Here is a 23,422-nt window from a genome sequence, read left to right as displayed (position 1 = left end):
TTGCGCTGTCGTACACCCCCGGAGTCATCGCGGCTAACTGGGAAGGAACGGCATGGACTTTCTGCGATGGCTCTTCGAAGCACAGATCCCCGTTGGAGGATCTGCTCTTGTCTTACGCGAAGTGCTTGGAAACATCTTTGGGCTCCTCAGCGCCCTCGGCGGTATGCGCCGCAAAGTCTGGGCTTGGCCGATCGGCATAGTCGGCAACATCCTCCTGCTCACGGTCTTCCTGGGTAACGTCTTTGGTGCTGCAGCGCCGGCTACCCTGTGGGGGCAAGCAGCACGGCAGGTGATGTTCATCGCCGTCGCCGTTTACGGCTGGTATCGGTGGCAGCAAGGCCGGCAATCGAGCAGCCAAGGGCGCGCCATTGTGCCCGGCTGGGCCAGCAACAAGGTCCGCATCGCTCTGGTTGGCGCCATGGTGGCCGGCACGGCAGCACTGACGCCTTTGTTCGATGCCCTCGGCTCCTACCCGCCGGTCTGGGCCGACGCCTGGACCTTCATGGGGTCACTTCTGGCAACCTACGGCATGGCCCGTGGATGGACTGAGTTCTGGCTGATCTGGGTTGCCGTGGACATCGTGGGTGTGCCGTTGCTGTTCAGCGCCGGCTACTACGCCAGTGCGGTCATGTACCTGTTTTACGGCTTCTTCACCTTGGCCGGCTTCTTCGTCTGGTGGCGGGCCGAAAAGCGCGAACGTGCCGGTCGCGATGCCAGCACACCGGACATTGCCGTACCGGCAGGAGCTGGACGATGACCGCCGATACAACCCTCTACACTCCGGCGGAACACGCGGCGATGGATACTGCACTCGCCGCAGCCCTTGCCGGTCCCCGCGGAGCCAACCCGTTGGTTGGAGCAGTCATCCTCAGTCCCGGCGGCGAACAGTTGGCGACGGGGTACCACCGGGGTGCCGGCACGGCCCATGCCGAAGCAGACGCGATCTCCGAAGCCCGCAAGCAGGGCATCGACACTGTGGGAACAACCATGGTGGTGACCTTGGAACCGTGCAACCACGTGGGCCGCACGGGACCCTGCGCGCAGGCAATCATGGCGGCGGGAATCTCAAAGGTGATTTACGCCGTCGACGATCCTCACGACCCCGCTGCGGGCGGCGCCCGCACGCTCCGCTCCGCCGGCGTGGAGGTCCGTTCCGGGCTGGCGCTCGACCGGGCGTTCGACCTCAACCGGGACTGGTTCGACGCCGTTGCCGCCAAGCGCCCGTTCGTCACGTTGCATATCGCCCAGACGCTGGACAGCCGCATTGCGGCCGACGACGGCACCAGCCAATGGATCTCCAGTCCGGAGTCGCTCGCGGACAACCATGGGCTGAGGGGACTCATCGACGCCATCCTGGTGGGCACGGGTACCGTCCTGATTGACAATCCCCGGCTCACTGCGAGGGACGCGGAGGGAGAACTCTCCAGCCGGCAGCCGGTCCGGGCCGTGATGGGTCTACGGGACGTTCCTGAAGATGCCGCCGTCCGGGGAGCCGACGGGCGCTTCGTGCACCTGCCGACACGGGATCCGGCAGAGGCTTTGGGCATGCTGTTCGACCAGGGCGTCAGGCACGTCATGGTGGAAGGAGGCTCGTCCATCCTGAGCACATTCCTGGGTGCGCACCTCGTGGACGAACTGATCGTCTACATGGCTCCGACGTTGCTGGGGTCCGGAATACCTGCACTGCACGACCTCGGAATCACCACGCTGAAGGACGCCCAGCACTGGTCCTGGGACGACGCCGGAGGCGGAGCAGTCCGGATGCTCGGCAACGACCTTCGGTTGCACCTGAGGTCCCCAAGGGGCACCGCCGGCACCATCAAGAATTCGGCACTACACAAGAGTTTGGTTCCGCGCAGTGAAGCTGCGGAACACGTCACAGGAGGACACTGATGTTTACGGGAATCGTTGCAGAACAAGGCACCGTGCTGGGCATTGATCACGACGGCGATGCCAGCGCCACGCTGCGGCTGAAAGCACCCACCACCACCGATGGCTTGGCCTTGGGTGGATCCATCGCCGTCAATGGAGTGTGCCTGACCGCCACGCAGATCGACGGGCAGGACTTCAGCGTTGATGTCATGGGCGAAACCCTCGTCCGGACCACTATCGGCGGGTTGGCCCCGGGGGACACCGTAAACCTTGAACGCTGTGTTCCAGCAGGCGGACGCCTGGACGGCCACGTGGTGCAGGGGCACGTGGACGGTGTGGGGGAGTTGCTGGAGCGCGAGGCCTTGGGCAACTGGGATCGGCTGCGCTTCGGCGTCCCGGCCCCGCTGGCACGCTACATTGCCGAGAAAGGTTCGATCGCCGTCGACGGTGTCTCACTGACGGTGACCGCCGTCAGCGCTGCAGCCGAACCGGCGCCGTGGTTTGAGGTGGGGCTGATCCCCACAACGCTGGAAGAAACCGGGCTGGGAGCCAAGCCAGTGGGTGGCCGCGTCAACCTTGAAGTGGACGTGTTGGCAAAGTACACCGAACGCCTCCTGTCCTTCGCGCCGCAAGCAGGGAGCACACGATGAGCGCCCCTGCCAAGACATCACAGGCCGGAACACCCCGTACTGGACTGGATCCCGTGGAAGCCGCCATTGAGGCCATGGCCGCGGGCCGGGCAGTGATCGTGGTGGACAACGAAGACCGTGAAAACGAAGGCGACATTATTTTCGCCGCCCAGCACGCCACGCCCACCCTCATGGGATGGACCATCCGGTATTCATCCGGCGTCATCTGCGTCCCTTTGGACGGCGAACGTGCGGACGCGCTGGTGCTGCCCGCCATGGTGGAGATCAACGAGGACGCCAAGGGGACCGCATACACCGTTTCCTGCGATGCGGCGATCGGCGTCAGCACAGGCATATCGGCTACGGACCGGGCTCTGACGGCCCGCATTCTGGCTGATCCGAGCAGCACCCCGGCCTCAATCACCCGTCCCGGGCATATTTTCCCGTTGCGTGCGGTTAACGGGGGAGTGCGGGAACGTCCGGGTCACACGGAAGCTGCTGTGGACCTGTGCCGTCTTGCCGGGCTGGCCCCGGTGGGTGTGATCGCAGAGTTGGTACATGATGATGGTGAAATGATGCGCTTGGACAGCCTGCGCGACTTCGCCGCCGAGCATGGATGCCCCCTCATCTCCATAGAGGACCTGGTGTCGTATGTTGAGGCGGTAGAGTCCCAGGCGGCACATATTTCACAGGAGGACGAGGAGAAGCGATGACCGCATCGACCACGCGCAGCAGTGACCATTCCGGCCCGGCGCCGCATCCCGTCAGCGGTGGACCCGTGGTGCAGCTGCCCACGGCATTTGGAGACTTCGTGGCACAAGCCTGGACGGACCACGTGACCGGTGTTGAGCATCTCGCCGTCAGTTCGCCCAATCCGCCCAAGGACGGCCGTGCGCCCCTGGTACGGCTGCACTCCGAATGCCTGACCGGCGATGTTTTCGGCTCATACCGCTGCGACTGCGGAGAACAGCTTGCTTTCGCCCTGGAACTCATCCATGCCGAAGGCGGAACGCTGCTCTACCTGCGCGGCCAGGAGGGCCGTGGCATCGGACTGGCCAACAAGATCAAGGCCTACGCCTTGCAGGAAGCCGGGTTCGACACCGTTGAAGCCAATGAGCAGCTGGGCCTGCCGGTGGATGCACGTTCGTACAGTGCTGCAGGGCAGATCCTGGCCGAAATGGGCCTCCACGAAGTCCGGCTGCTGAGCAACAATCCCGACAAACAGCACCGGCTCGACAAAGCCGGAGTGACCGTAGTGGAAATGGTGCCCACCGAGGTGCCCTCACGCGAACAAAACCTGCGCTACCTGCAAACCAAGAAGGACCGGATGGACCACCGGCTGACGCTCGATGTCGAGCCCGTCAGCAATGGCAAGACGCCTTCGAACCACACCTTTGACAACAACCAAGACTGAACGGATCCCCAGCACACCATGAGCGGACACGGCGCGCCCACTATTGACCTCACTACCCTCAACCCTGAGGAAACCTCGCAGCTCAAGCTCGCCATTGTGGCGGCAAGCTGGCATACACAGATCATGGACGGACTGGTGGATGGCGCACTTCGCGCCGCCAAGGAAGCCGGTATTGCCGAGCCCACACTCCTGCGGGTCCCGGGCAGCTTTGAGCTTCCTGTCGCCGCCGCCAGGCTCGCACCGCACTTCGACGCAGTGGTGGCACTCGGCGTAGTCATCCGCGGCGGGACACCGCACTTTGACTACGTATGCCAAGCCGCGACGTCGGGACTCACCGATGTCAGCGTCCGCACCGGCGTTCCGGTGGGCTTCGGTGTCCTTACCTGTGACACCGAGCAGCAGGGCCTGGACCGCGCAGGCCTGCCCGGTTCCAAGGAAGACAAAGGCCACGAAGCTGTCACGGCGGCCCTCGCCACGGCAGTGACGCTGAAGCAGTTCAGCTAAAGCCGTTGCCTGCGGGCACTCAAGGGGATGTGGGTGTGTCTTCACTCACATCCCCTTCGTCATGCAACGCCCCAACAAGCGGTGTCCGCCCCGGAGCAAGTAGTCTGGAGGGCGTGAAGAATTTCGAGACGCTGTTCGCAGAACTGAGTGAGAAAGCAGCGACCCGCCCGGCAGGCTCGCGCACGGTTGCCGAACTGGACTCCGGAATCCACGGCATCGGCAAGAAGGTGGTCGAAGAGGCCGCCGAAGTCTGGATGGCCGCGGAGTACGAATCGGACGAAGCCGCCGCTGAGGAAATCTCCCAGTTGCTGTACCACCTGCAGGTCCTCATGCTCGCCAAGGGCCTCACCCTGGAGGACGTTTACAAGCATCTCTAGCCACGCCACTCCACTTGCCTGTAGTGGAGCCCCTGCGTGGCCCGGTGCCTGAAAACCTCCCTTCCAACAAGAAAGTCTCCCCATGCTCCGTGTAGCAGTCCCCAATAAGGGATCCCTGTCCGAAGCCGCCTCGGCCATGTTGTCCGAGGCCGGTTACCGCCAACGCCGCGATACCCGCGAGCTGGTCATGGTGGATCCCGACAACGACATTGAGTTCTTCTTCCTCCGTCCCCGTGACATCGCTGTTTACGTGGGTCAAGGAACGCTGGACGTCGGCATTACCGGCAGGGATCTCCTGCTCGATGCGAAGGTCGAAGCCGAGGAAATACTTCCCTTGGGCTTTGCGCCATCCACCTTCCGTTTCGCCGGTCCGGTAGGTGACTTTGCCGGCGTCGAACAGCTTGAAGGCAAGCGCCTGGCCACCAGCTATGACGGCCTCCTGCGCGACTACCTCGCCGAGCGCGGCGTGAACGCCACGGTGGTTCGACTGGATGGTGCTGTGGAGTCCTCCGTACGCCTCGGTGTCGCGGACGCTATTGCCGACGTCGTTGAAACCGGCAACACCCTCAAAGCAGCCGGCATGGAGATCTTTGGCGATCCCATCCTGAAGTCCGAGGCCGTGCTCATCCGCCGCTCCGGTTCAGGTGGAGCAGCCAACGGTACTGCCAAGGAAATCGAGATCCTCATCCGCCGGCTCCAGGGCGTCCTGGTGGCCCGCCAGTACGTGCTGATGGATTACGACATCCGCAAGGACCTGGTGGAAGATGCCGCTGCGCTGACTCCCGGCCTTGAGTCGCCCACGGTATCGCCCCTGCGTGATTCCGAGTGGGTTGCCGTGCGTTCCATGGTTCCCAAGAAGGAAACCAACCGCATCATGGACGAGCTCTACGACCTCGGTGCGCGCGCCATCCTGGTCAGCAGCATCCACGCCTGCCGCATCTAGCCCACGCAGTGATCGAGTAGAGCCCCAGCAGAACTGAGGAGCAGCACATGGCTGTAGCCGTCCGCGTCATACCCTGCCTTGATGTCGACGCAGGCCGCGTCGTCAAAGGCGTCAACTTTGAAGGCCTTCGCGACGCCGGTGATCCGGTGGAACTTGCGCACCGTTACGACAATGGCGGGGCCGATGAACTGACGTTCCTGGACGTCACCGCCTCTTCCGGGAACCGCGAAACCACGTTCGACGTCGTCCGCCGCACGGCTGAGGAAGTCTTCATTCCCCTCACTGTGGGTGGTGGCGTTCGTGGCGTGGCCGAGGTGGACAAGCTCTTGCGCTTCGGCGCGGACAAAGCGTCCATCAATACGGCGGCTGTTGCGCGTCCGGAGGTCATTGACGAAATTACCCGTCACTTCGGCTCGCAGGTCCTGGTGCTCTCCGTGGATGCGCGCCGTACCCGCGAAGGTGATGTCCCGACGTCGTCCGGTTTTGAAGTGACCACCCATGGTGGCCGCACCGGAACCGGCATCGACGCCATCGCCTGGGCCAAGGAAGCAGCGGACCGGGGTGTGGGCGAAATCCTGCTCAACTCGATCGACGCCGACGGTACCAAGGACGGCTTCGACCTTGAATTGATCCGCTTGGTCCGTGCTGCGGTGAACATTCCGATTATTGCCTCGGGCGGCGCCGGCGAGCCGGCACACTTCCCGCCCGCCGTAGAAGCAGGAGCTGATGCCGTACTGGCCGCCTCCGTGTTCCACTTCGGGCCGGACGACATGATTGCCCAGGTCAAGGCCGCCATCCGCGAGGCCGGCTTCGAAGTCCGCTGATCCACTGAGATTTAAAAAGCAAAGGGACGGTCACCGTGCAGGTGACCCTCCCTTTGTTGTTTAGAGGCCGATGTCGGCTGACTGCAACAGCGCGACGGCGTCCGGCTGGCCTTCGAAGGTAACCAAAGCCTGGCTGGTGCGGCCGTGCGCATGCATGAGCAATTCGCCCGGTTCGCCTACAATGGCGACGGAAACGGGGGCGCGCTTGGCGACATGCCGCGGCCCGGTGGGGCGTACCAGCACGATGCCGAGGTCTACGCCGCGGTACAGGAAGGCAGCCCGTTTGATGAGGTCGTCCCAGAGGGCATCTGAATACGCTTCATCGAGTGCCCGGGGCGCCCAACGGTCGCCGGCGCGGCGGACATCCTCGGTGTGGACAAAGTACTCAATGAGGTTGGACGTCTCATCCAGGGCTTTGATCTTCAAGGGGGAGAGGGCCGGAGGGCCGGCGCGGAACGTCTTGATGAGGTCCGCGTAGGCGTCAGGGCTCTTGAGCTTGGCTGCAAGTTTGGAGGTGGCCTTTTCCGAGGCCTTGCCCAAACTGGGAATCAGAAGGCCCAAACCCACTGCAATCTTCCGTTCGCGCAGATACAAATGCGCAGCAAGATCCCGCGTCTGCCACCCTTCGCAGAGCGTGGGGGAGTCAGGTCCGGCCGCCAGCAGGGTTTCGGCCAGTACTTCTCGGGAAGGATCGACGAAATGCATCACTTGTGAAACTAGCACGATCGGGGCGCTCTTGCGCACTGGAACCGCCGCAGAATCCGCCTCCCGTCAAAGGCACTAGACTTGATCTGATGTCAGAGCAGTCCGCCCCCAGCCACTCTCCCGCCGTGGAGCTCTCCAGCGACCCCGCAGGCCCCCTGCCCCAGGAGATCGCCAGCGCCCTCAAGCGTGATTCATCCGGGCTCGTCGCCGCGATCGTGCAGCAGCACGATACCAACGAGGTCCTCATGCTCGGCTGGATGGATGACGAGGCGCTCCACCGCACCATGACCACGGGACGCGTGACGTTCTACTCGCGCTCCCGGCAGGAGTACTGGCGCAAGGGCGACACCTCCGGACACGTACAGTTCGTGAAGTCTGTCGCCCTTGACTGCGACGGCGATGCCCTCCTGATCCGCGTGGACCAGATCGGCGCAGCCTGCCACACCGGCACCCGGACCTGCTTCGATGGTCGCGACTTCACAGTCGTTACGGGCCACCGCGACTAAGGCACCCACTACTTTCCACTGACGCACCACCTCAGACAAAAGGCGGAGAACATAGCCATGCAGGACCTTGGAATCATCAGCCCGGGCCTGGAAGAGTTCCGCGAACTCGCCGTCCACAGCCGTGTCATCCCTGTCCGACTCAAGGTCCTGGCAGACGCCGAGACTCCCATTGGCTTGTACCGGAAGCTGGCCAAGGGACAGCCCGGAACATTCCTCTTGGAATCCGCGGCGGTTGGCGGCGCGTGGTCGCGCTACTCCTTCATCGGATCCAAGTCCCGTGCCACGCTGACCACCAAAGACGGACAGGCCCACTGGATTGGTGAGCCGCCCGTGGGTGTTCCCGTCTCGGGTAACCCCGTTGACGCGGTGCGGGACACCATTGCGGCGCTCCAAACTGACCGCTTTGATGGGTTGCCGCCGTTCACGTCCGGTTTGGTGGGCTTCCTCGGGTGGGAAGCTGTCCGTCACTGGGAGCGGCTGACGTCCCCTCCCGAAGACGACCTGCAGTTGCCTGAGATGGCACTCAACCTGGTCACGGACATGGCCGTTCACGACAATATGGACGGCACCGTCCTCCTGATTGCCAACGCCATCAACTTTGATGACAGCTCTGAGCGCGTGGACGACGCCTGGCATGACGCCGTCGCCCGCGTGAAGGGTTTGCTGGACCAGATCAGCACCCCTGTGGCCCAGCCGGTCTCCGTGCTGGAAACCGCCGCCCTGGACTTCGCTTCCAGCGTGCAGGAACGTTGGGATGAAGCCAAGTACCTCGAGGCGATCGACCGCGGCAAGGAAGCCATTGTTGACGGCGAGGTTTTCCAAGTGGTGATCTCGCGGCGCTTCGAAATGGAGTGCGCGGCAGACCCCTTGGACGTTTACCGCGTCCTGCGTAACACCAACCCGAGCCCGTACATGTACCTCTTCAGCCTGGAGGATGCGGACGGCCGCGAATACTCGATTGTGGGTTCATCACCGGAAGCGCTTGTGACGGTCACCGGGCAGGAAGTCATTACCCACCCCATTGCCGGTTCGCGTCCCCGTGGCAAGACCGTTGAGGCGGACAAGGCCCTGGCGACTGAACTGCTTGCTGACCAAAAAGAGCGGGCCGAGCACCTCATGCTGGTGGACCTGTCGCGCAACGATCTGTCGAAGGTCTGTGTGGCAGGAACGGTGGACGTCACGCAGTTCATGGAAGTCGAGCGGTTCAGCCACATCATGCACCTCGTGTCCACCGTGGTGGGGGAGCTCGCTCCCCAGGCCAAGGCCTACGACGTCCTCAAAGCAACGTTTCCGGCGGGCACGCTGTCCGGTGCTCCCAAGCCCCGCGCGCTGCGCCTGCTCGACGAACTGGAACCCCACCGGCGTGGCATCTACGGCGGCGTGGTGGGTTACCTGGACTTCGCCGGTGACATGGACATGGCGATTGCCATCCGGTCAGCCCTGCTCCGTGAGGGCCGCGCCTATGTCCAGGCCGGCGGTGGAATCGTGGCCGATTCGCACAAGCCATCCGAAGCGCTGGAGACAGTGAACAAGGCGGCCGCGCCCCTTCGGGCCGTCCACACCGCTGGATCGCTGCAGAACATTTCCGCAGAGACGGTAGGAACTACAGACATCCACGACGACGGGACCTCCGCCTCATGAGCACGGCACCGTCAGCGTCTCCCGTCAGGCAGCCGCCGCGCTGGGCACGCAAATCCACGCTGGTCCTGGCCACCACCATCCTTGCCCTGGCGGTATTCGGCGCCACCACGCAGACCTGGATCGAGGTCCGGCTGGACCCCACCGGAGCGTCCAACAGCGACCTCCACGTCCAAGGCAGCAAGGCAGCCACTGCGGTGACCGCACTCGCGGTGGTCGCCTTGGCCGGCGGACTGGCAGCGTCCATCGCCGGAAAAATCGCGCGCTGGATCATCGCGGTCCTCATTGTCCTGTCAGCGGCAGGGATCATCCTTGCCGCAATCACCGTCCTGCTTGACCCGCTGGGTGCCGCCCAAGGGGCCATTGCGGCGGCAACAGGCGTTTCCGGAGGGCAGGCTGACGCTGCCTCCACAGCGTTCCCGGTGGTGGCCATTGTGGCTGGAGCCCTGCTGGCCCTGTGCGCTGTTGCCTTGCCTCTGGCCGGCCGCCATTGGACCTCGCGGACCAAGTACGACGCCGGCGCGCGGGGACGGAAGAGCAGCAACGAACCGGTCGACGAGATTGACAGTTGGGACAGCCTTTCACGCGGTGAGGACCCCACGTAGCCAGCCATAGGGGGCTCGCGGGCGGGTGCGGCGCAACAAAAGCCCACACGCCTGTCCTGACGTCGGACGATGTCCCGGACGCCGCCAATAAATGGCAGAATGTAAGCAGTATTCATCCTGAGGAGATTTCACATGAGCAAAACCACAGTGTCCGCAAACCAAACTGAATCCACCATGGCCAGCCACGCTGACGCCATCGGCCACGGAAACAGCCCGGCTGCCTGGACCTGCGTACTTGTGATGCTGGTCGGTGCCCTGATTTCCTCCATCGCGTTCGTCATCGCCAGTACCCCGATCTTCATCGGTGGACTGGTTGTCATGGTCATCGGCCTGATCGTGGGCTTCGTCATGCGCAAGGCGGGCTACGGAGTTGGCGGCAGCAAGCTGCAGAACAACGGCCACTAATCGTGACCGTTCTTGATGACATCATTGTTGGCGTCAAGGAGGAGATGGAGACGCGCAGCCGTCTCGTGTCCCTTGCGGAGCTGAAGGACCGCGCCGCAGGTGCCGCCCCGGCCCACGATGCATGGGCCGCCCTGGGCGGTCCCTCATCCGTCCGCAACGACCTCAAGGTCATCGCAGAAATCAAGCGTCGCAGCCCCTCCAAGGGCGACCTCGCGCCCATCGCGGATCCCGCCTCCCTGGCGGTGCAGTACGCCGACGGCGGAGCTTCCGTCATCAGCGTCCTGACCGAACAGCGCCGTTTCGGCGGCTCGCTGGCCGACCTCGATGCCGTCCGTGCCGCCGTCGATGTTCCCTTGCTGCGCAAGGACTTCACGGTGGACGAGTACCAGATCTGGGAAGCCCGTGCCCACGGCGCCGACCTCATCCTGCTTATTGTCGCGGCGCTGTCCGACGCGGAACTCGCCGAGTACAGCGCGCTGAGCCACGAGCTCGGCATGAACGTGCTGGTGGAAACCCACACGGAAGAAGAGATCGAACGCGCCGTCGCGGCCCAGGCCAAGATCATCGGCATCAATGTCCGCAACCTCAAGACGCTCGACGTCGACCGCTCGGTTTTCGGTTCCCTGGCCGGATTGATTCCTGCCGGGGCCGTCATCGTGGCCGAATCGGGTGTCAGGGGCGCGGACGACGTCTCGCATTACGCCGCGGGCGGCGCCAACGCCATCCTGGTGGGGGAGGCGCTGGTCAGCGACTCCACGCCGCGCGAACGCATCACCGAATTCAAGGCAGCTGGAGCTGCCGCCATCGCCGTGAGGAACTGAGGCAGTCACTGAATCACGGCGAACAGCCGCAAGGCAGCCCGGGCTTGAGCCTGCGGCTGCCTTGTGGCACGTGGAACTACCCAATGAACTAACTTGAACAGGACGGTGAGACTGATGGTCGACGCGCCAACAGCCGGCTCAGAAGAGAATGCGGCTGACGCATTCCTGCAAGGTGGCCCTTCGCTGCGCAACGCCTCCGGGCCCTACTTCGGCAACTACGGCGGACGCTGGATGCCCGAGTCCCTCATCGCCGCCCTCGACGAAGTCCAGGACACCTTCGAGAAGGCCAAGGCTGACCCCGATTTCATCGCTCAGCTCAAGGACCTCAACAAGAACTACTCCGGCAGGCCTTCCCTGCTCACTGAAGCCAAGCGCTTCTCAGAGCACGCCGGGGGAGCACGCATCTTCCTCAAGCGCGAAGACCTGAACCACACCGGGTCCCACAAGATCAACAACGTCCTGGGCCAGGCCCTCCTCGCCAAGCGCATGGGCAAAACCCGTGTCATCGCGGAAACCGGCGCCGGCCAGCACGGCGTTGCCAGCGCCACTGCCGCTGCCCTGCTGGGGCTCGAGTGCGTGGTGTACATGGGTGCCGAGGATTGCCGGCGCCAGGCCCTGAACGTTGCCCGCATGCAGTTGCTTGGTGCCACCGTGGTGCCCGTGACCAACGGCTCCCAGACACTCAAGGACGCCATTAACGACGCCCTGCGCGATTGGGTCTCGAACGTGGAGCACACCCACTACCTTCTGGGTACCGCAGCCGGGGCGCATCCGTTCCCTGCCATGGTCCGCTACTTCCACGAAGTCATCGGCGAAGAAGCCCGCAGCCAGATCCTGGAGCAGACGGGCAAGCTGCCCGATGCCATTGCCGCATGTATCGGTGGTGGGTCCAACGCAATCGGACTGTTCCACGCTTTCCTTGACGATTCATCCGTGAAGATCTACGGCTTTGAAGCCGGCGGGGAGGGTGTCGAAACCGGCCGCCACGCGGCTGCGATCTCCCTTGGCCGTCCCGGCGTCCTTCACGGCGCCCGTTCCTACCTCATGCAGGACGAAGACGGCCAGACCATCGAGTCCCACTCCATCTCGGCGGGCCTGGACTACCCCAGCGTGGGTCCGGAGCACTCGTACCTGGCCGACATTGGGCGCGTCACGTACGAGGCCGTCACGGATACCGAAGCGATGGACGCCTTCAGCCTCCTGTGCCGGACCGAGGGCATCATTCCTGCCATCGAGTCCTCGCACGCTTTGGCCGGCGCCATCAAGATCGGCCACCGGCTGACCGAAGGCAAGGAAAACCCTTCCGACGTCACGGTGATCGTGAACCTGTCCGGTCGTGGAGACAAGGACGTGGAAACAGCCGCGGCCTGGTTCAACATGTTGGATGAAGAAGGGCACGTCAAGGGCACTACGTTGTCTACACGTAAGCCCAAGGGCCCCACCGAGCGCACGTCCGATGCAGCCGTGGATGTCAACGAGGACCAGAACTGATGACTGAAGAATTCGCCAGCAAATCTGCTGCCGCCATCGATCGTGCCAAGACAGAAGGCCGCGCCGCCTTGGTCGGCTACCTTCCTGCGGGGTACCCCACGGTCCAGGAGAGCATCGAGGCGGGCATCGCCTTGGCCCGCAATGGCGCTGACCTTATCGAAATCGGCATCCCGTATTCCGATCCCGTGATGGACGGCCCGGTCATCCAGGCAGCCACCACCGAGGCGATCGCCAACGGATTCCGTGTCAGCAACGTTTTCGACGTTGTTGCCGGCATCACCGCCGCTACCGATGCGGCCGTGCTGGTCATGACCTACTGGAACCCGGTCATGCGCCTGGGCGTCGATGAATTCTCACGTCGCCTGGCCGAAGCCGGGGGAGCAGGGCTGATCACCCCCGATCTGGTCCCTGACGAGGCTCATGAGTGGTTCGAGGCCTCGGATAAGTACGGCTTGGACCGGGTGTTCCTTGTGGCACCTTCTTCCACCCCTGAGCGGCTGGACATGACCGTCAAGGCAAGCCGTGGATTCGTCTACGCTGTCTCGATCATGGGCGTCACCGGAACGCGCACCTCTGTCAGCAGCAGCGCTGAAGATGTGGTGGCCCGGGCGCACGCTGCCGGAGCCGAGCGTGTGTGCGTCGGTTTGGGCGTGTCCAACCCGGACCACGTCCGCGAAATTGCTGCCTATGCTGACGGCGTGATCGTTGGAACCGCCCTGGTGGCGGCCCTCCGCGATGGCGGCGTGGACGCTGTAGGGCAACTCACCAAGAACCTCAGCGCCGGCCTTGGCCGCGCAGCTGCAGAAGCCTAGAAAAGGAAACAGCGAAGCGTATGCAGACCGTCCTCCACGCCGCGGCAATGGTCCCCATGAGTATCCCGAGCCCGTCGTGGTCCGGTTTCGACATTCCGCTGCCGTGGGGGACGCTGCGTATCCACGCTTACGCCCTCTGCATCCTGGCGGGCATCATCGTTGGCCTGTGGCTGACGTCAGCCCGATGGAAGCGCCGCGGCGCTCCCGAAGGCAGCCTGTGGGATATAGCCATCTGGGCAATTCCTTTCGGCATCATCGGCGGCCGGCTCTACCACGTGTTCTCCTCGCCTGACGCGTACTTCGGTCCGGGCTTTGACGGTACCGGGGACCTGTCCCTGATTCCGCAGATACAGCGAGGCGGACTGGGTATTTGGGGTGCCGTCATCCTGGGTGCGGTAGGCGCATGGATTGGTTGCCGCCGGGCGGGCGTCAAACTGACGGCCTTCCTGGACGCAGCAGCGCCCGGACTCCTCCTGGCCCAGGCAATCGGCCGTTTGGGGAACTGGTTCAACCAGGAACTCTTCGGGGCGCCGACCACCCTGCCTTGGGGACTGGAGATTGATCCCGCCAACGCGAACTTCCCGCCGGATATGGCTGCAGGCACGCTGTTCCACCCCACGTTCCTCTACGAGATGCTGTGGAACCTGGTGGGCGTGGCTATCCTGCTGCTGCTGGACAAGAAGTTCAACTTCCGGTGGGGACGGCTCTTCTGGCTCTACGCGGTGTACTACACCCTGGGCCGTGTGTGGATCGAGGCGTTGCGCATCGATGATGCTGAACAAATCAACCTGTTTGGCATTACCACCAGGCTCAACGTGTGGACCAGCATCTTTGTCTTCATTGCAGCACTGGCCATCTTCTTCATCCTTGGCCGACGCGGACGTCCGGTGCCCGATACCCCTTATTTGGCGGGGCGCGAGCCGGAAGAGAAGGCCGAAAAAGAGCCGATGCCGGTGACGAGCGTCACCAGTCATGATGTGGACGCATCTGTCTCAGATACTGGTTCGCGTGGTAATCTCCCTGATAACCAAAGCGATTCGGGCCACGTTGACGAGCCGCAGGAAACAGTAGGGAAGCCGGAAAAGGACACCACGTCCGCCACGGATTCCACATCTGCTGCAACTGCCGCAAGGAAGGCCCCCGGATCCACGCCGAAGGCTGACGACACCAAGTAGTCACGTTCGGTAAAGGGGCAACAGAGTCACCGCTCGTAGGGCCCAGTCCACAGCGTCGTGGCACCCCGGAAACCGGACCGCAGCACACCGATGTTCACTGGTCAAGCCGGGGCCAGAGGTCTGCGTAACTGTTCGTTGCGCTGGATCGGCTGGCCTACAATTCCAATTACTAGCGCTTTGTTGTGCCCGTCACAGGGCAGGCAAGGTGGGGCCAACGTTGTCCCTTCCATACGCACGATCTCGAGGAAGGACGTCTCCCATGACCCATCTTCATAACCCCGGTTGGTCCGAAAATATCGAACCTCAGGGTGCCATGTCTCCGTTCAAGCGCTTTGCCGCGCTCCCGGAGGCCCAGGGTCTTTACAACCCTGATACGGAGAAGGACGCCTGCGGCCTGGCCATTATTGCCACGCTCCGCGGGGAACCGGGATACGACATCGTGGAAGCGGCCCTGACCGCCCTCCGCAATCTCGAACACCGCGGCGCCGTGGGCGCCGACGAAGGTACTGGCGACGGTGCGGGCCTGCTCATGCAGGTTCCGGATGAGTTCTTCAGGGCCGTCACCGAATTCGAACTGCCTGCTCCCGGCCAGTACGTGGTGGGCACTGCCTTCCTTCCTGCTGAGTCCCGCGAGGCGGAGACCGCCAAGGCCGGCATTGAAGCCCTTGCCGCTGATGAGGGCCTGACAGTCCTCGGCTGGCGTGAGGTTCCCGTGGTCGCTGACCTCGTAGGCGCCATGGCACGGGCTTGTATGCCGTACTTCTCGCAGCCGTTCTTCGCCTCCGCCACCGGCGAGCAGTTGGAACACAACGAGCTGGACTCCCGCGCCTGGCGTATCCGCAAGCGTGCCCAGAACAAGTTCGGCGTGTACTTCCCATCGCTGTCCTCGCGCACCATTGTGTACAAGGGCATGTTGACCACTGCCCAGCTGGAGCCGTTCTATCCGGACCTCTCGGACCAGCGTTTCAAGACCAAGCTCGCGATCGTCCACTCGCGCTTCTCCACGAATACGTTCCCGTCGTGGCCCTTGGCGCAGCCTTTCCGCACCATCGCGCACAATGGCGAGATCAACACAGTCAAGGGCAACCGCAACTGGATGCGTGCGCGCCAATCGCAGCTGGCAAGCCCGCTGCTGGGCTCGGTTCCCGAAGAGCTGTACCCGATCTGCACACCCGGTGCCTCGGACTCCGCTTCCTTCGACGAGGTTGCCGAGCTCCTGTGGCTGTCAGGCCGTCCCATTACGCACTCCATCATGATGATGATCCCGGAAGCGTGGGAGAACCACGCCACCATGGATCCTGCCCGCCGTGCTTTCTACGAGTACCACTCACTGCTCATGGAGCCGTGGGATGGACCGGCTGCAGTCTCGTTTACCGACGGCAACCTCGTTGGGGCAACGCTGGACCGCAACGGCCTGCGCCCGGGACGCTACTGGATCACCGAAGACGGCCTCATCATCTTCGCCTCCGAAGTCGGCGTGATCGAGGTAGAGCCTTCCAACGTGGTCAAGAAAGGCCGCGTCGCCCCCGGCAAGATGTTCCTGGTGGACACCGAAGCCGGCCGCATCATTGACGACGCCGAGGTCAAGGCCGAGGTCGCTGCTGCAAACCCGTGGGCCGAATGGCTCAAGGACAACCTGATCGACATCAACGAGCTCCCTGAGCGCGAGCACGTGGTCCACACCGCTGCGTCGGTCAACATCCGCCAGCGCACGTTCGGGTACACCACCGAAGAACTCAAGATCCTCCTCGGACCCATGTCCCGCACCGGTGCCGAGCCCTTGGGTGCCATGGGCTCTGACACCCCTGTCGCTGTCCTTTCCAAGCGCCCGCGCCTGCTGTTCGACTACTTTGTGCAGTCCTTCGCCCAGGTCACCAACCCGCCGCTGGATGCCATCCGCGAAGAGCTGGTGACCTCCCTGAAATGCGCCATCGGACCCAACGGCAACCTTTTGGACGGCAAGCAGGTCCGCCAGCCGCAGATCTCCCTGCCGTTCCCCGTGATCAACAACGATCAGCTGGCCAAGATCGCGAATATCGAGACGCCCGACGGCGACCGCATCGCCATGAAGGTCCGCGGACTTTACCGCCCCGAGGGTGGAGAAGCGGCACTTCGTGCACGCCTGACCGAAATCTGCGAACAGGTTTCCGGGGCCATCAACCGCGGCGTGCAGTACGTGGTGCTCTCCGACCGTGACTCGAACGCCCAGTGGGCGCCGATTCCCTCGCTCCTGCTGGTCAGCGCCGTCCACCACCACCTGCTCCGCAGTGCCAACCGCACCAAGACAGCACTTGTTGTTGAGGCCGGCGATGTCCGCGAGACGCACCACGTGGCGGTACTTATCGGTTACGGCGCATCTGCCGTCAACCCGTACCTGGCCATGGAATCGGTGGAACAGCTGATCTCCAACGGCGACGTCACCGGCGTCACTGCAGAAGACGGCGTCTACAACCTCATCAAGGGCCTCGGCAAGGGTGTCCTGAAGATCATGTCCAAGATGGGCATCTCCACGGTGGCTTCCTACACCGGCGCCCAGACCTTCGAGGCACTGGGCCTGTCCCAGGAACTCGTGGACGAATTCTTCTCCGGCACCCACTCCCAGCTGGGTGGCGTCGGCCTTGATGTCATCGCAGCCGAAGTTTCCGCACGCCACCAGATGGCCTACCCGGAGGGTGGCATCGAGCACCCGCACCAGCCGCTGCTCGGCGGCGGCGAGTACCAGTGGCGCCGCGACGGCGAACCGCACCTCTTCAACCCCGAGACGGTCTTCCGCCTGCAGCACGCTACCCGCGAACGCCGCTACGACATCTTCAAGTCCTACACCAAGGGCATTGATGACCAGTCCGAGAACCTGATGACCCTGCGTGGGCTCCTGAAGTTCAAGGACGGTGTTCGGCCTGCGGTTCCGCTCGAGGAAGTGGAGCCCGTCTCCAGCATCGTCAAGCGGTTCTCCACCGGCGCCATGAGCTACGGCTCCATCTCCAAGGAAGCGCACGAGACCCTGGCCATTGCCATGAACCGTTTGGGCGCAAAGTCCAACACCGGTGAAGGTGGCGAGGACGTTGACCGCCTGTTGGATCCTGAGCGCCGCTCCGCCATCAAGCAGATCGCCTCGGGCCGCTTCGGCGTCACCAGTTTGTACCTGACCAACGCCGACGACATCCAGATCAAGATGGCCCAGGGTGCCAAGCCCGGCGAAGGCGGCCAGCTGATGGCCCAGAAGGTCTACCCCTGGGTTGCCCGGACGCGTCACTCCACCCCTGGCGTCGGACTTATTTCCCCGCCCCCGCACCACGACATCTACTCGATCGAAGACCTCGCGCAGCTCATCTACGATGCCAAGCGCGCCAACCCTTCGGCCCGCGTGCATGTGAAGCTGGTTTCGGAAGTCGGGATCGGCACGGTGGCGTCCGGCGTCACCAAGGCCAAGGCCGACGTCGTACTTGTTTCAGGTCACGACGGCGGTACCGGGGCCTCGCCGCTGAACTCGCTGAAGCACGCGGGCGTCCCGTGGGAGCTCGGCCTGGCCGAGACCCAGCAGACCCTCATGCTCAACGGTCTCCGCGACCGCGTGGTGGTTCAGGTGGACGGCCAGCTCAAGACCGGCCGCGACGTCGTCATTGCCGCCCTGCTGGGTGGCGAAGAATACGGTTTCGCGACTGCCCCGCTGGTGGTTTCAGGCTGCATCATGATGCGCGTCTGCCACTTGGACACCTGCCCCGTTGGTGTTGCCACACAGAACCCCGAGCTCCGCTCCCGGTTCAACGGCAAGCCCGAGTTCGTGGTCAACTTCTTCGAGTTCCTCGCAGAAGAAGTCCGCGAAATCCTTGCAGAACTCGGTTTCCGCAGCCTGGAAGAGGCCATCGGCCACGCCGAGGTGCTGGACACCCGCGAAGCGATCAACCACTGGAAGGCCGAAGGGCTGGACTTGGATCCCATCCTGCACGGGCTGGAGTTCGACGACGACGTGCCGCTGCGCAACATGACCGGCCAGAACCATGAGCTGGACAAGCACTTTGACCAGCGGCTCATCACCATGGCCCAGGAAGCCCTCAGCGACCGCATGCCCGTCAAGATCACCCTGGACGTCATCAACACGGACCGTTCCGTGGGTACGATGCTGGGCCACGTGGTGACCAAGACGTTCGGCATCGATGTCCTGGTGACCGATACCATCGACGTCACGCTCAACGGCACCGCAGGCCAGTCGCTCGGAGCGTTCCTGCCCGCAGGCATCACGCTGCGGATGTTCGGCGATTCCAACGACTACGTCGGCAAGGGTCTTTCCGGCGGCCGCATCATCGTCCGCCCGGACCGCACCAACGTGTTCCAGGCAGAGCGCAACGTCATTGCCGGCAACGTCATCGGCTACGGTGCCACCAGCGGCGAGATGTTCCTGCGTGGCCAGGTGGGCGAACGCTTCCTGGTCCGCAACTCCGGTGCGACCGCCGTCGTCGAAGGTATTGGCGATCACGGGTGCGAGTACATGACCGGTGGGCAGACTCTCATCATCGGCCGCACCGGCCGTAACTTCGGTGCCGGCATGTCCGGTGGTACGGCATATGTGCTGGACCTGCAGCCCGAGCGTGTCAACAAGATGGCCCTCGATACCGGCGAACTCCAGCTCCTGGAGCTCGACGCCGAGGACCGCGAAATCGTTCACGGCCTGCTCACCAAGCATGTTGAGGAAACCGAATCCGTCCTGGCCGGTCGTCTGCTCGAGAACTTCGACGACACCGCCGCCCGCATCACCAAAGTGCTGCCGCGCGATTACGCCGCAGTCCTGCAAACCCGCCTCGACGCCATTGAAGAGGGCCTTGACCCCGATGGTGAAGAAGTATGGTCACGAATCCTGGAGGTAACCGGTGGCTGATCCACGCGGATTTCTGAAAGTCCGGCAGCGCGAAACGCAGCCACGCCGTCCCGTTCCCGTCCGCATCATGGACTGGAAAGAAGTGTACGAAGCCCAGGAAAAGGGCGTCCTGAAGAGCCAGGCCGGCCGCTGCATGGACTGCGGTGTTCCGTTCTGCCACCAGGGCTGCCCGCTGGGTAACCTCATTCCCGAGTGGAACGACCTCGTGTGGCGGGACAAGGGTGAAGAAGCTATTGAGCGCCTTCACGCCACGAACAACTTCCCGGAGTTCACCGGCCGTCTGTGCCCTGCTCCCTGCGAAGCGTCCTGCGTGCTGGGCATCAACCAGCCTGCTGTGACCATCAAGCAGGTTGAGGTTTCGATCATCGACCAGGCGTTTGATAACGACTGGGTCCAGCCCCTGCCGCCGACGCGCCTCACCGGCAAGACAGTGGCCGTGGTGGGTTCCGGCCCGGCCGGATTGGCCGTGGCACAGCAGCTGACCCGCGTCGGCCACACCGTTGCCGTGTACGAGCGTGACGACAAGATCGGCGGCCTGCTCCGCTACGGCATCCCCGACTTCAAAATGGAGAAGGACCAGGTTGACCGCCGCCTGGAGCAGATGAAGGCCGAAGGCACCCGTTTCCGGACCGGCGTCGCTGTTGGTACGGATGTGACCTGGGAGCAGCTGCGCCGCCGTTACGACGCCGTCGTAGTCGCCACCGGTGCCACTGTGCCGCGTGACCTGCCCATCCCGGGCCGTGACCTTGAGGGTGTCCATTTCGCCATGGATTACCTGGTTCCTTCGAACCGTATGGTGGCAGGGGAGAACCCCGAAAACCACATCGATGCCCGCGGCAAGCACGTTGTCATCCTTGGTGGCGGCGATACCGGTGCTGACTGCATCGGCACCGCCCACCGCCACCAGGCCGCTTCGGTGACCACGCTCGCGATCGGCAAGCAGCCGCCGTCGGAACGTGCAGGACACCAGCCGTGGCCGACGTTCCCCACCCTGTTCGAGGTCGCCAGCGCCCACGAAGAAGGCGGCGAGCGTACCTACCTTGCCTCAACCGTTGAGTTCGTTGGAGAAAACGGCAAACTCACCGGCGTCAAAGTTGCTGAAACCGAGTTCGTGGACGGCAAACGCCTGCCCAAGGCCGGTACAGAACGGATCATCCCAGCTGACCTTGTCTTCCTGAGCCTTGGCTTTACCGGCGCTGAGCCGGCAGGAATCACGGAGCAGGTCAGCGCAGAGTTCGACGGTCGGGGCAACGTTGCCCGCGACGGCTACTACATGACGAACACCGAGGGCGTGTTTGTTGCCGGCGATGCCGGACGTGGCCAGTCACTGATTGTGTGGGCCATTGCGGAAGGCCGTGCATGTGCGGCCGCAGTGGACAAGTTCCTGATGGGAAGCACCATTCTCCCGGCACCGGTCGCCCCCACCGACCGGGCGATAGCGGTCTTATAGCGCCGGCAGGAACAACCTTTTACTCAATCAGCATGAACTACTTAGGGTAGGTATATGAGACGCGCAAAAATTGTGGCAACTTTCGGCCCGGCTATCTCCAGCTTCGACAACACCCTCGCGGTGCTGGAGGCCGGCGTCGACGTTGCTCGCATGAACATGAGCCACGGCGACTACTCCGTGCATGACATCACCTACGAAAACGTCCGCAAGGCTGCGGCGCAGCTGGGCAAGCCCGTTGCGATCATGGCTGACCTCCAGGGACCCAAGATCCGTCTTGGCCGTTTTGTTGACGGGCCCCACGAGCTGGCCGTCGGCGACACCTTCACCATCACCACCGAAGATGTGCCCGGCACCAAGGACATCTGCTCCACAACGCTCAAGAGCCTCACAGAAGACGTCAACGTGGGCGATGCCCTGCTGATCGACGACGGCAAGGTGGCCATGCGCGCCATCGAGGTTGACGACGTCAAGGTAGTTGCCACCGTGACTGTTGGCGGCAAGGTTTCCAACAACAAGGGCATCAACCTGCCCGGTGTTGCCGTCAACGTCCCCGCCTTGAGCGAAAAGGACGAGGACGACCTCCGTTGGGCCCTCAAGCGCGGCGCCGACCTCATCGCCCTCTCGTTCGTGCGTGATGCCTCAGACATCAAGCGCGTCCACGAGATCATGGACGAAGAAGGCCGCCGCGTTCCGGTGATCGCCAAGATCGAAAAGCCGCAGGCAGTGGAGCAGCTCCACGAAATCATCGACGCCTTCGACGCCATCATGGTTGCCCGTGGTGACCTCGGCGTCGAACTGCCGCTCGAAGAGGTGCCGATTGTCCAGAAGCGCGCCATTGAACTGGCACGCCGCTGGGCCAAGCCGGTCATCGTGGCCACCCAGGTCCTGGAATCCATGATCGACAACCCGCGTCCGACGCGCGCCGAGGCTTCAGACTGCGCCAACGCAGTGCTCGACGGCGCCGATGCAGTCATGCTCTCCGGCGAAACTTCCGTGGGCCAGTACCCCATCGAAACCGTCAAGGTCATGGCCCGGATCATCGAGTCCACCGAAGTCCACGGCCTCGAGCGCGTCCCCCCGCTGGGCACCAAGCCCAAGACCCGCGGTGGCGCTATCACCCGTGCCGCCGTCGAAATCGCGGATCAGCTGGATGCCAAGTACATCTGTACTTTCACCCAGTCCGGTGACTCGGCACGACGCCTCTCGCGTCTTCGCCCCGTCAAGCCTGTGTTCGCCTTCACGCCTGTGGAGCACGTGTGGAACCAGCTCGCCCTCACCTGGGGCATCCAGCCGGTACTGGTTCCCTCCGTGGGCCACACAGACGAGATGACCGCACAGGTGGACAAGAGCCTGCTGGAAATGGATCTTGTGGACGAAGGCGACCTGGTTGTCATCGCTGCCGGTTCCCCTCCAGGACAGGCCGGTTCCACGAACTCGCTGAAGGTCCACAAGGTGGGCGACCTCGCCGATACCTCCAAGGTTGACGACGGTTCCCGCAAGGAACCTGTTGGCCCGTGGCCGGAAAAGAAGTCCAAGACCAAGAGCTAGTTTCTTCGGTTTGTGAAAGTGGGTCCCGCCTGTTTGGCGGGGCCCGCTTTTGTTTTGTTGGTTTTAGGGGAGCGCGACGGCTTTGGTGAGTACGACGGCGGCCGCCTACCTCGCGTGAGGTGAGCGGCCGCCGTCGTGCGTTGCTTGAGGTTAGTTGACCTGGTTGATGATGGTTTCGGCTACCTCGCGCATGCTGAGGCGACGGTCCATGGAGGTCTTCTGGATCCAGCGGAAAGCTTCCGGCTCCGTCAGGCCCATCTTGGTGGTCAGGAGGCTCTTGGCGCGCTCTACAAGCTTGCGCGTGGCGAACTGCTCCTGGAGGTCGGAAACCTCGTTCTCAAGGGCCTTGATTTCCTCATGGCGGGAGAGAGCAATCTCAATGGCCGGGATCAGGTCCGCGGGGGAGAACGGCTTGACGACGTAAGCCATGGCACCGGCGTCGCGTGCCCGCTCCACCAGTTCCTTCTGGCTGAAAGCAGTCAGCAGGACAACAGGCGCGATGCGTGCCTTGACGATCTTCTCAGCCGCCGAGATGCCGTCCATCACGGGCATCTTCACGTCCATGAGGACAAGGTCAGGCTTCAGTTCCTCGGCCAGCTGCACAGCTTTCTCGCCGTTGTCTGCCTCGCCGACGACGTCGTACCCCTCGCCCTTCAAAATCTCGATAATGTCCAGGCGGATGAGCGTCTCATCCTCGGCTACGACAACGCGTCGGGCCGGCTGGGCTGTGGGTGTGGACTCCGTCTGTTCGGTCACGGGATCTCCTTGAAAAGGTTCGGCGGGTTCATGTCCATCTTAGTGTGGACTCTTTGATGGCTGGTTTTTGTTGC

22 protein-coding genes are annotated in these 23,422 nt (G+C 63.4%); 20 read left to right on the top strand and 2 right to left on the bottom strand.

Annotation, left to right across the window (positions count from 1 at the left end; genetic code table 11):
- Window positions 1–52 precede the first annotated feature (52 nt).
- The 9 genes from pnuC to hisF all read left to right on the top strand — a co-directional run bounded on the left by pnuC (window position 53) and on the right by hisF (window position 6,563).
- On the top strand, window positions 53–757 hold the full coding sequence (gene pnuC / locus ACIQLI_RS06730; RefSeq protein WP_400386417.1) for a nicotinamide riboside transporter PnuC: 705 nt from the start codon (window positions 53–55) through the stop codon (window positions 755–757).
- Window positions 754–1,893 (top strand): bifunctional diaminohydroxyphosphoribosylaminopyrimidine deaminase/5-amino-6-(5-phosphoribosylamino)uracil reductase RibD, encoded by a 1,140-nt coding sequence (gene ribD, locus ACIQLI_RS06725; protein ID WP_400386414.1) that lies wholly within the window; start codon window positions 754–756, stop codon window positions 1,891–1,893. Before pnuC ends, ribD begins: the two co-directional genes overlap by 4 nt.
- Entirely contained in the window at window positions 1,893–2,522 is a 630-nt protein-coding gene (locus ACIQLI_RS06720) for a riboflavin synthase (RefSeq protein WP_354225644.1), read from the top strand. Before ribD ends, ACIQLI_RS06720 begins: the two co-directional genes overlap by 1 nt.
- Entirely contained in the window at window positions 2,519–3,214 is a 696-nt protein-coding gene (gene ribB / locus ACIQLI_RS06715) for a 3,4-dihydroxy-2-butanone-4-phosphate synthase (RefSeq protein ID WP_400386411.1), read from the top strand. The genes ACIQLI_RS06720 and ribB overlap by 4 nt, the downstream gene beginning before the upstream one ends.
- Entirely contained in the window at window positions 3,211–3,915 is a 705-nt protein-coding gene (gene ribA, locus ACIQLI_RS06710; protein ID WP_400386408.1) for a GTP cyclohydrolase II, read from the top strand. The genes ribB and ribA overlap by 4 nt, the downstream gene beginning before the upstream one ends.
- A gap of 18 nt (window positions 3,916–3,933) precedes the next feature.
- On the top strand, window positions 3,934–4,419 hold the full coding sequence (gene ribH, locus ACIQLI_RS06705) for a 6,7-dimethyl-8-ribityllumazine synthase (RefSeq protein ID WP_207597207.1): 486 nt from the start codon (window positions 3,934–3,936) through the stop codon (window positions 4,417–4,419).
- Between the two features lie 113 nt (window positions 4,420–4,532).
- A complete protein-coding gene (locus ACIQLI_RS06700; protein ID WP_024820576.1) occupies window positions 4,533–4,796 on the top strand; it encodes a phosphoribosyl-ATP diphosphatase in 264 nt (87 codons plus the stop codon).
- A gap of 82 nt (window positions 4,797–4,878) precedes the next feature.
- Window positions 4,879–5,739 carry an ATP phosphoribosyltransferase gene (gene hisG, locus ACIQLI_RS06695; RefSeq protein ID WP_089594621.1) on the top strand — a complete coding sequence of 287 codons (861 nt, stop codon included), beginning with the start codon at window positions 4,879–4,881 and terminating at the stop codon, window positions 5,737–5,739.
- A gap of 47 nt (window positions 5,740–5,786) precedes the next feature.
- Window positions 5,787–6,563, top strand: a complete 777-nt coding sequence (gene hisF, locus ACIQLI_RS06690; RefSeq protein WP_089594622.1) for an imidazole glycerol phosphate synthase subunit HisF — start codon at window positions 5,787–5,789, stop codon at window positions 6,561–6,563.
- Between the two features lie 60 nt (window positions 6,564–6,623).
- Here the strand turns inward: hisF and ACIQLI_RS06685 are convergent, their stop codons facing one another.
- Complete coding sequence (locus tag ACIQLI_RS06685; RefSeq protein ID WP_207597537.1) at window positions 6,624–7,268, bottom strand: TIGR03085 family metal-binding protein; 645 nt, start codon at window positions 7,266–7,268, stop codon at window positions 6,624–6,626.
- 89 nt (window positions 7,269–7,357) lie between these two features.
- Between ACIQLI_RS06685 and hisI the strand changes: the two genes are divergently transcribed.
- The 11 genes from hisI to pyk all read left to right on the top strand — a co-directional run bounded on the left by hisI (window position 7,358) and on the right by pyk (window position 22,592).
- On the top strand, window positions 7,358–7,774 hold the full coding sequence (gene hisI, locus ACIQLI_RS06680) for a phosphoribosyl-AMP cyclohydrolase (RefSeq protein WP_400386401.1): 417 nt from the start codon (window positions 7,358–7,360) through the stop codon (window positions 7,772–7,774).
- Between the two features lie 57 nt (window positions 7,775–7,831).
- On the top strand, window positions 7,832–9,415 hold the full coding sequence (locus ACIQLI_RS06675; RefSeq protein ID WP_354225658.1) for an anthranilate synthase component I: 1,584 nt from the start codon (window positions 7,832–7,834) through the stop codon (window positions 9,413–9,415).
- On the top strand, window positions 9,412–10,017 hold the full coding sequence (locus tag ACIQLI_RS06670; RefSeq protein WP_400386397.1) for a Trp biosynthesis-associated membrane protein: 606 nt from the start codon (window positions 9,412–9,414) through the stop codon (window positions 10,015–10,017). The genes ACIQLI_RS06675 and ACIQLI_RS06670 overlap by 4 nt, the downstream gene beginning before the upstream one ends.
- Window positions 10,018–10,149: 132 nt before the next feature.
- The gene (locus ACIQLI_RS06665) at window positions 10,150–10,422 is read left to right on the top strand and encodes an HGxxPAAW family protein (protein WP_354225662.1); all 273 of its coding nucleotides are present in this window, start codon (window positions 10,150–10,152) and stop codon (window positions 10,420–10,422) included.
- 2 nt (window positions 10,423–10,424) lie between these two features.
- Window positions 10,425–11,243: an indole-3-glycerol phosphate synthase TrpC gene (gene trpC / locus ACIQLI_RS06660; protein ID WP_354225664.1), complete on the top strand. Its 819-nt coding sequence runs from the start codon at window positions 10,425–10,427 to the stop codon at window positions 11,241–11,243.
- Between the two features lie 114 nt (window positions 11,244–11,357).
- Window positions 11,358–12,734, top strand: coding sequence for a tryptophan synthase subunit beta (trpB, locus tag ACIQLI_RS06655; protein WP_400386393.1), 1,377 nt, complete (start codon window positions 11,358–11,360; stop codon window positions 12,732–12,734).
- A complete protein-coding gene (gene trpA, locus ACIQLI_RS06650; protein ID WP_400386390.1) occupies window positions 12,734–13,546 on the top strand; it encodes a tryptophan synthase subunit alpha in 813 nt (270 codons plus the stop codon). The genes trpB and trpA overlap by 1 nt, the downstream gene beginning before the upstream one ends.
- Window positions 13,547–13,566: 20 nt before the next feature.
- The gene (lgt, locus tag ACIQLI_RS06645) at window positions 13,567–14,721 is read left to right on the top strand and encodes a prolipoprotein diacylglyceryl transferase (RefSeq protein ID WP_400386387.1); all 1,155 of its coding nucleotides are present in this window, start codon (window positions 13,567–13,569) and stop codon (window positions 14,719–14,721) included.
- Between the two features lie 259 nt (window positions 14,722–14,980).
- Entirely contained in the window at window positions 14,981–19,594 is a 4,614-nt protein-coding gene (gltB, locus tag ACIQLI_RS06640) for a glutamate synthase large subunit (RefSeq protein ID WP_400386384.1), read from the top strand.
- Window positions 19,587–21,044, top strand: a complete 1,458-nt coding sequence (locus tag ACIQLI_RS06635; protein WP_400386381.1) for a glutamate synthase subunit beta — start codon at window positions 19,587–19,589, stop codon at window positions 21,042–21,044. Before gltB ends, ACIQLI_RS06635 begins: the two co-directional genes overlap by 8 nt.
- 54 nt (window positions 21,045–21,098) lie before the next feature.
- Complete coding sequence (gene pyk / locus ACIQLI_RS06630) at window positions 21,099–22,592, top strand: pyruvate kinase (RefSeq protein ID WP_089594632.1); 1,494 nt, start codon at window positions 21,099–21,101, stop codon at window positions 22,590–22,592.
- A 150-nt stretch (window positions 22,593–22,742) separates the two neighbouring features.
- Here the strand turns inward: pyk and ACIQLI_RS06625 are convergent, their stop codons facing one another.
- The gene (locus ACIQLI_RS06625) at window positions 22,743–23,348 is read right to left on the bottom strand and encodes an ANTAR domain-containing response regulator (RefSeq protein ID WP_026540371.1); all 606 of its coding nucleotides are present in this window, start codon (window positions 23,346–23,348) and stop codon (window positions 22,743–22,745) included.
- Window positions 23,349–23,422: the final 74 nt, after the last annotated feature.

This window comes from Paenarthrobacter sp. NPDC091669, from assembly GCF_044756725.1.
Taxonomy (GTDB): Bacteria; Actinomycetota; Actinomycetes; order Actinomycetales; family Micrococcaceae; genus Arthrobacter; species Arthrobacter bambusae_C.
The sequence above is the reverse complement of the archived record's forward strand: the minus strand, read 5'-3'. Positions and strand labels throughout refer to the sequence as shown.

What these genes read in the sequence shown, in the direction of transcription:
- ACIQLI_RS06670 (WP_400386397.1), top strand. Translation starts at nt 9,412, where the DNA reads ATGAGCACGGCACCGTCAGCGTCTCCCGTCAGGCAGCCGCCGCGCTGG.
- ACIQLI_RS06720 (WP_354225644.1), top strand. Translation starts at nt 1,893, where the DNA reads ATGTTTACGGGAATCGTTGCAGAACAAGGCACCGTGCTGGGCATTGAT.
- ACIQLI_RS06675 (WP_354225658.1), top strand. Translation starts at nt 7,832, where the DNA reads ATGCAGGACCTTGGAATCATCAGCCCGGGCCTGGAAGAGTTCCGCGAA.
- pnuC (WP_400386417.1), top strand. Translation starts at nt 53, where the DNA reads ATGGACTTTCTGCGATGGCTCTTCGAAGCACAGATCCCCGTTGGAGGA.
- trpA (WP_400386390.1), top strand. Translation starts at nt 12,734, where the DNA reads ATGACTGAAGAATTCGCCAGCAAATCTGCTGCCGCCATCGATCGTGCC.
- ribD (WP_400386414.1), top strand. Translation starts at nt 754, where the DNA reads ATGACCGCCGATACAACCCTCTACACTCCGGCGGAACACGCGGCGATG.
- gltB (WP_400386384.1), top strand. Translation starts at nt 14,981, where the DNA reads ATGACCCATCTTCATAACCCCGGTTGGTCCGAAAATATCGAACCTCAG.
- ACIQLI_RS06685 (WP_207597537.1), bottom strand. Translation starts at nt 7,268, where the DNA reads ATGCATTTCGTCGATCCTTCCCGAGAAGTACTGGCCGAAACCCTGCTG.
- pyk (WP_089594632.1), top strand. Translation starts at nt 21,099, where the DNA reads ATGAGACGCGCAAAAATTGTGGCAACTTTCGGCCCGGCTATCTCCAGC.
- ACIQLI_RS06665 (WP_354225662.1), top strand. Translation starts at nt 10,150, where the DNA reads ATGAGCAAAACCACAGTGTCCGCAAACCAAACTGAATCCACCATGGCC.
- hisF (WP_089594622.1), top strand. Translation starts at nt 5,787, where the DNA reads ATGGCTGTAGCCGTCCGCGTCATACCCTGCCTTGATGTCGACGCAGGC.
- hisI (WP_400386401.1), top strand. Translation starts at nt 7,358, where the DNA reads ATGTCAGAGCAGTCCGCCCCCAGCCACTCTCCCGCCGTGGAGCTCTCC.
- trpB (WP_400386393.1), top strand. Translation starts at nt 11,358, where the DNA reads ATGGTCGACGCGCCAACAGCCGGCTCAGAAGAGAATGCGGCTGACGCA.
- lgt (WP_400386387.1), top strand. Translation starts at nt 13,567, where the DNA reads ATGCAGACCGTCCTCCACGCCGCGGCAATGGTCCCCATGAGTATCCCG.
- hisG (WP_089594621.1), top strand. Translation starts at nt 4,879, where the DNA reads ATGCTCCGTGTAGCAGTCCCCAATAAGGGATCCCTGTCCGAAGCCGCC.
- ribB (WP_400386411.1), top strand. Translation starts at nt 2,519, where the DNA reads ATGAGCGCCCCTGCCAAGACATCACAGGCCGGAACACCCCGTACTGGA.
- ribH (WP_207597207.1), top strand. Translation starts at nt 3,934, where the DNA reads ATGAGCGGACACGGCGCGCCCACTATTGACCTCACTACCCTCAACCCT.
- ribA (WP_400386408.1), top strand. Translation starts at nt 3,211, where the DNA reads ATGACCGCATCGACCACGCGCAGCAGTGACCATTCCGGCCCGGCGCCG.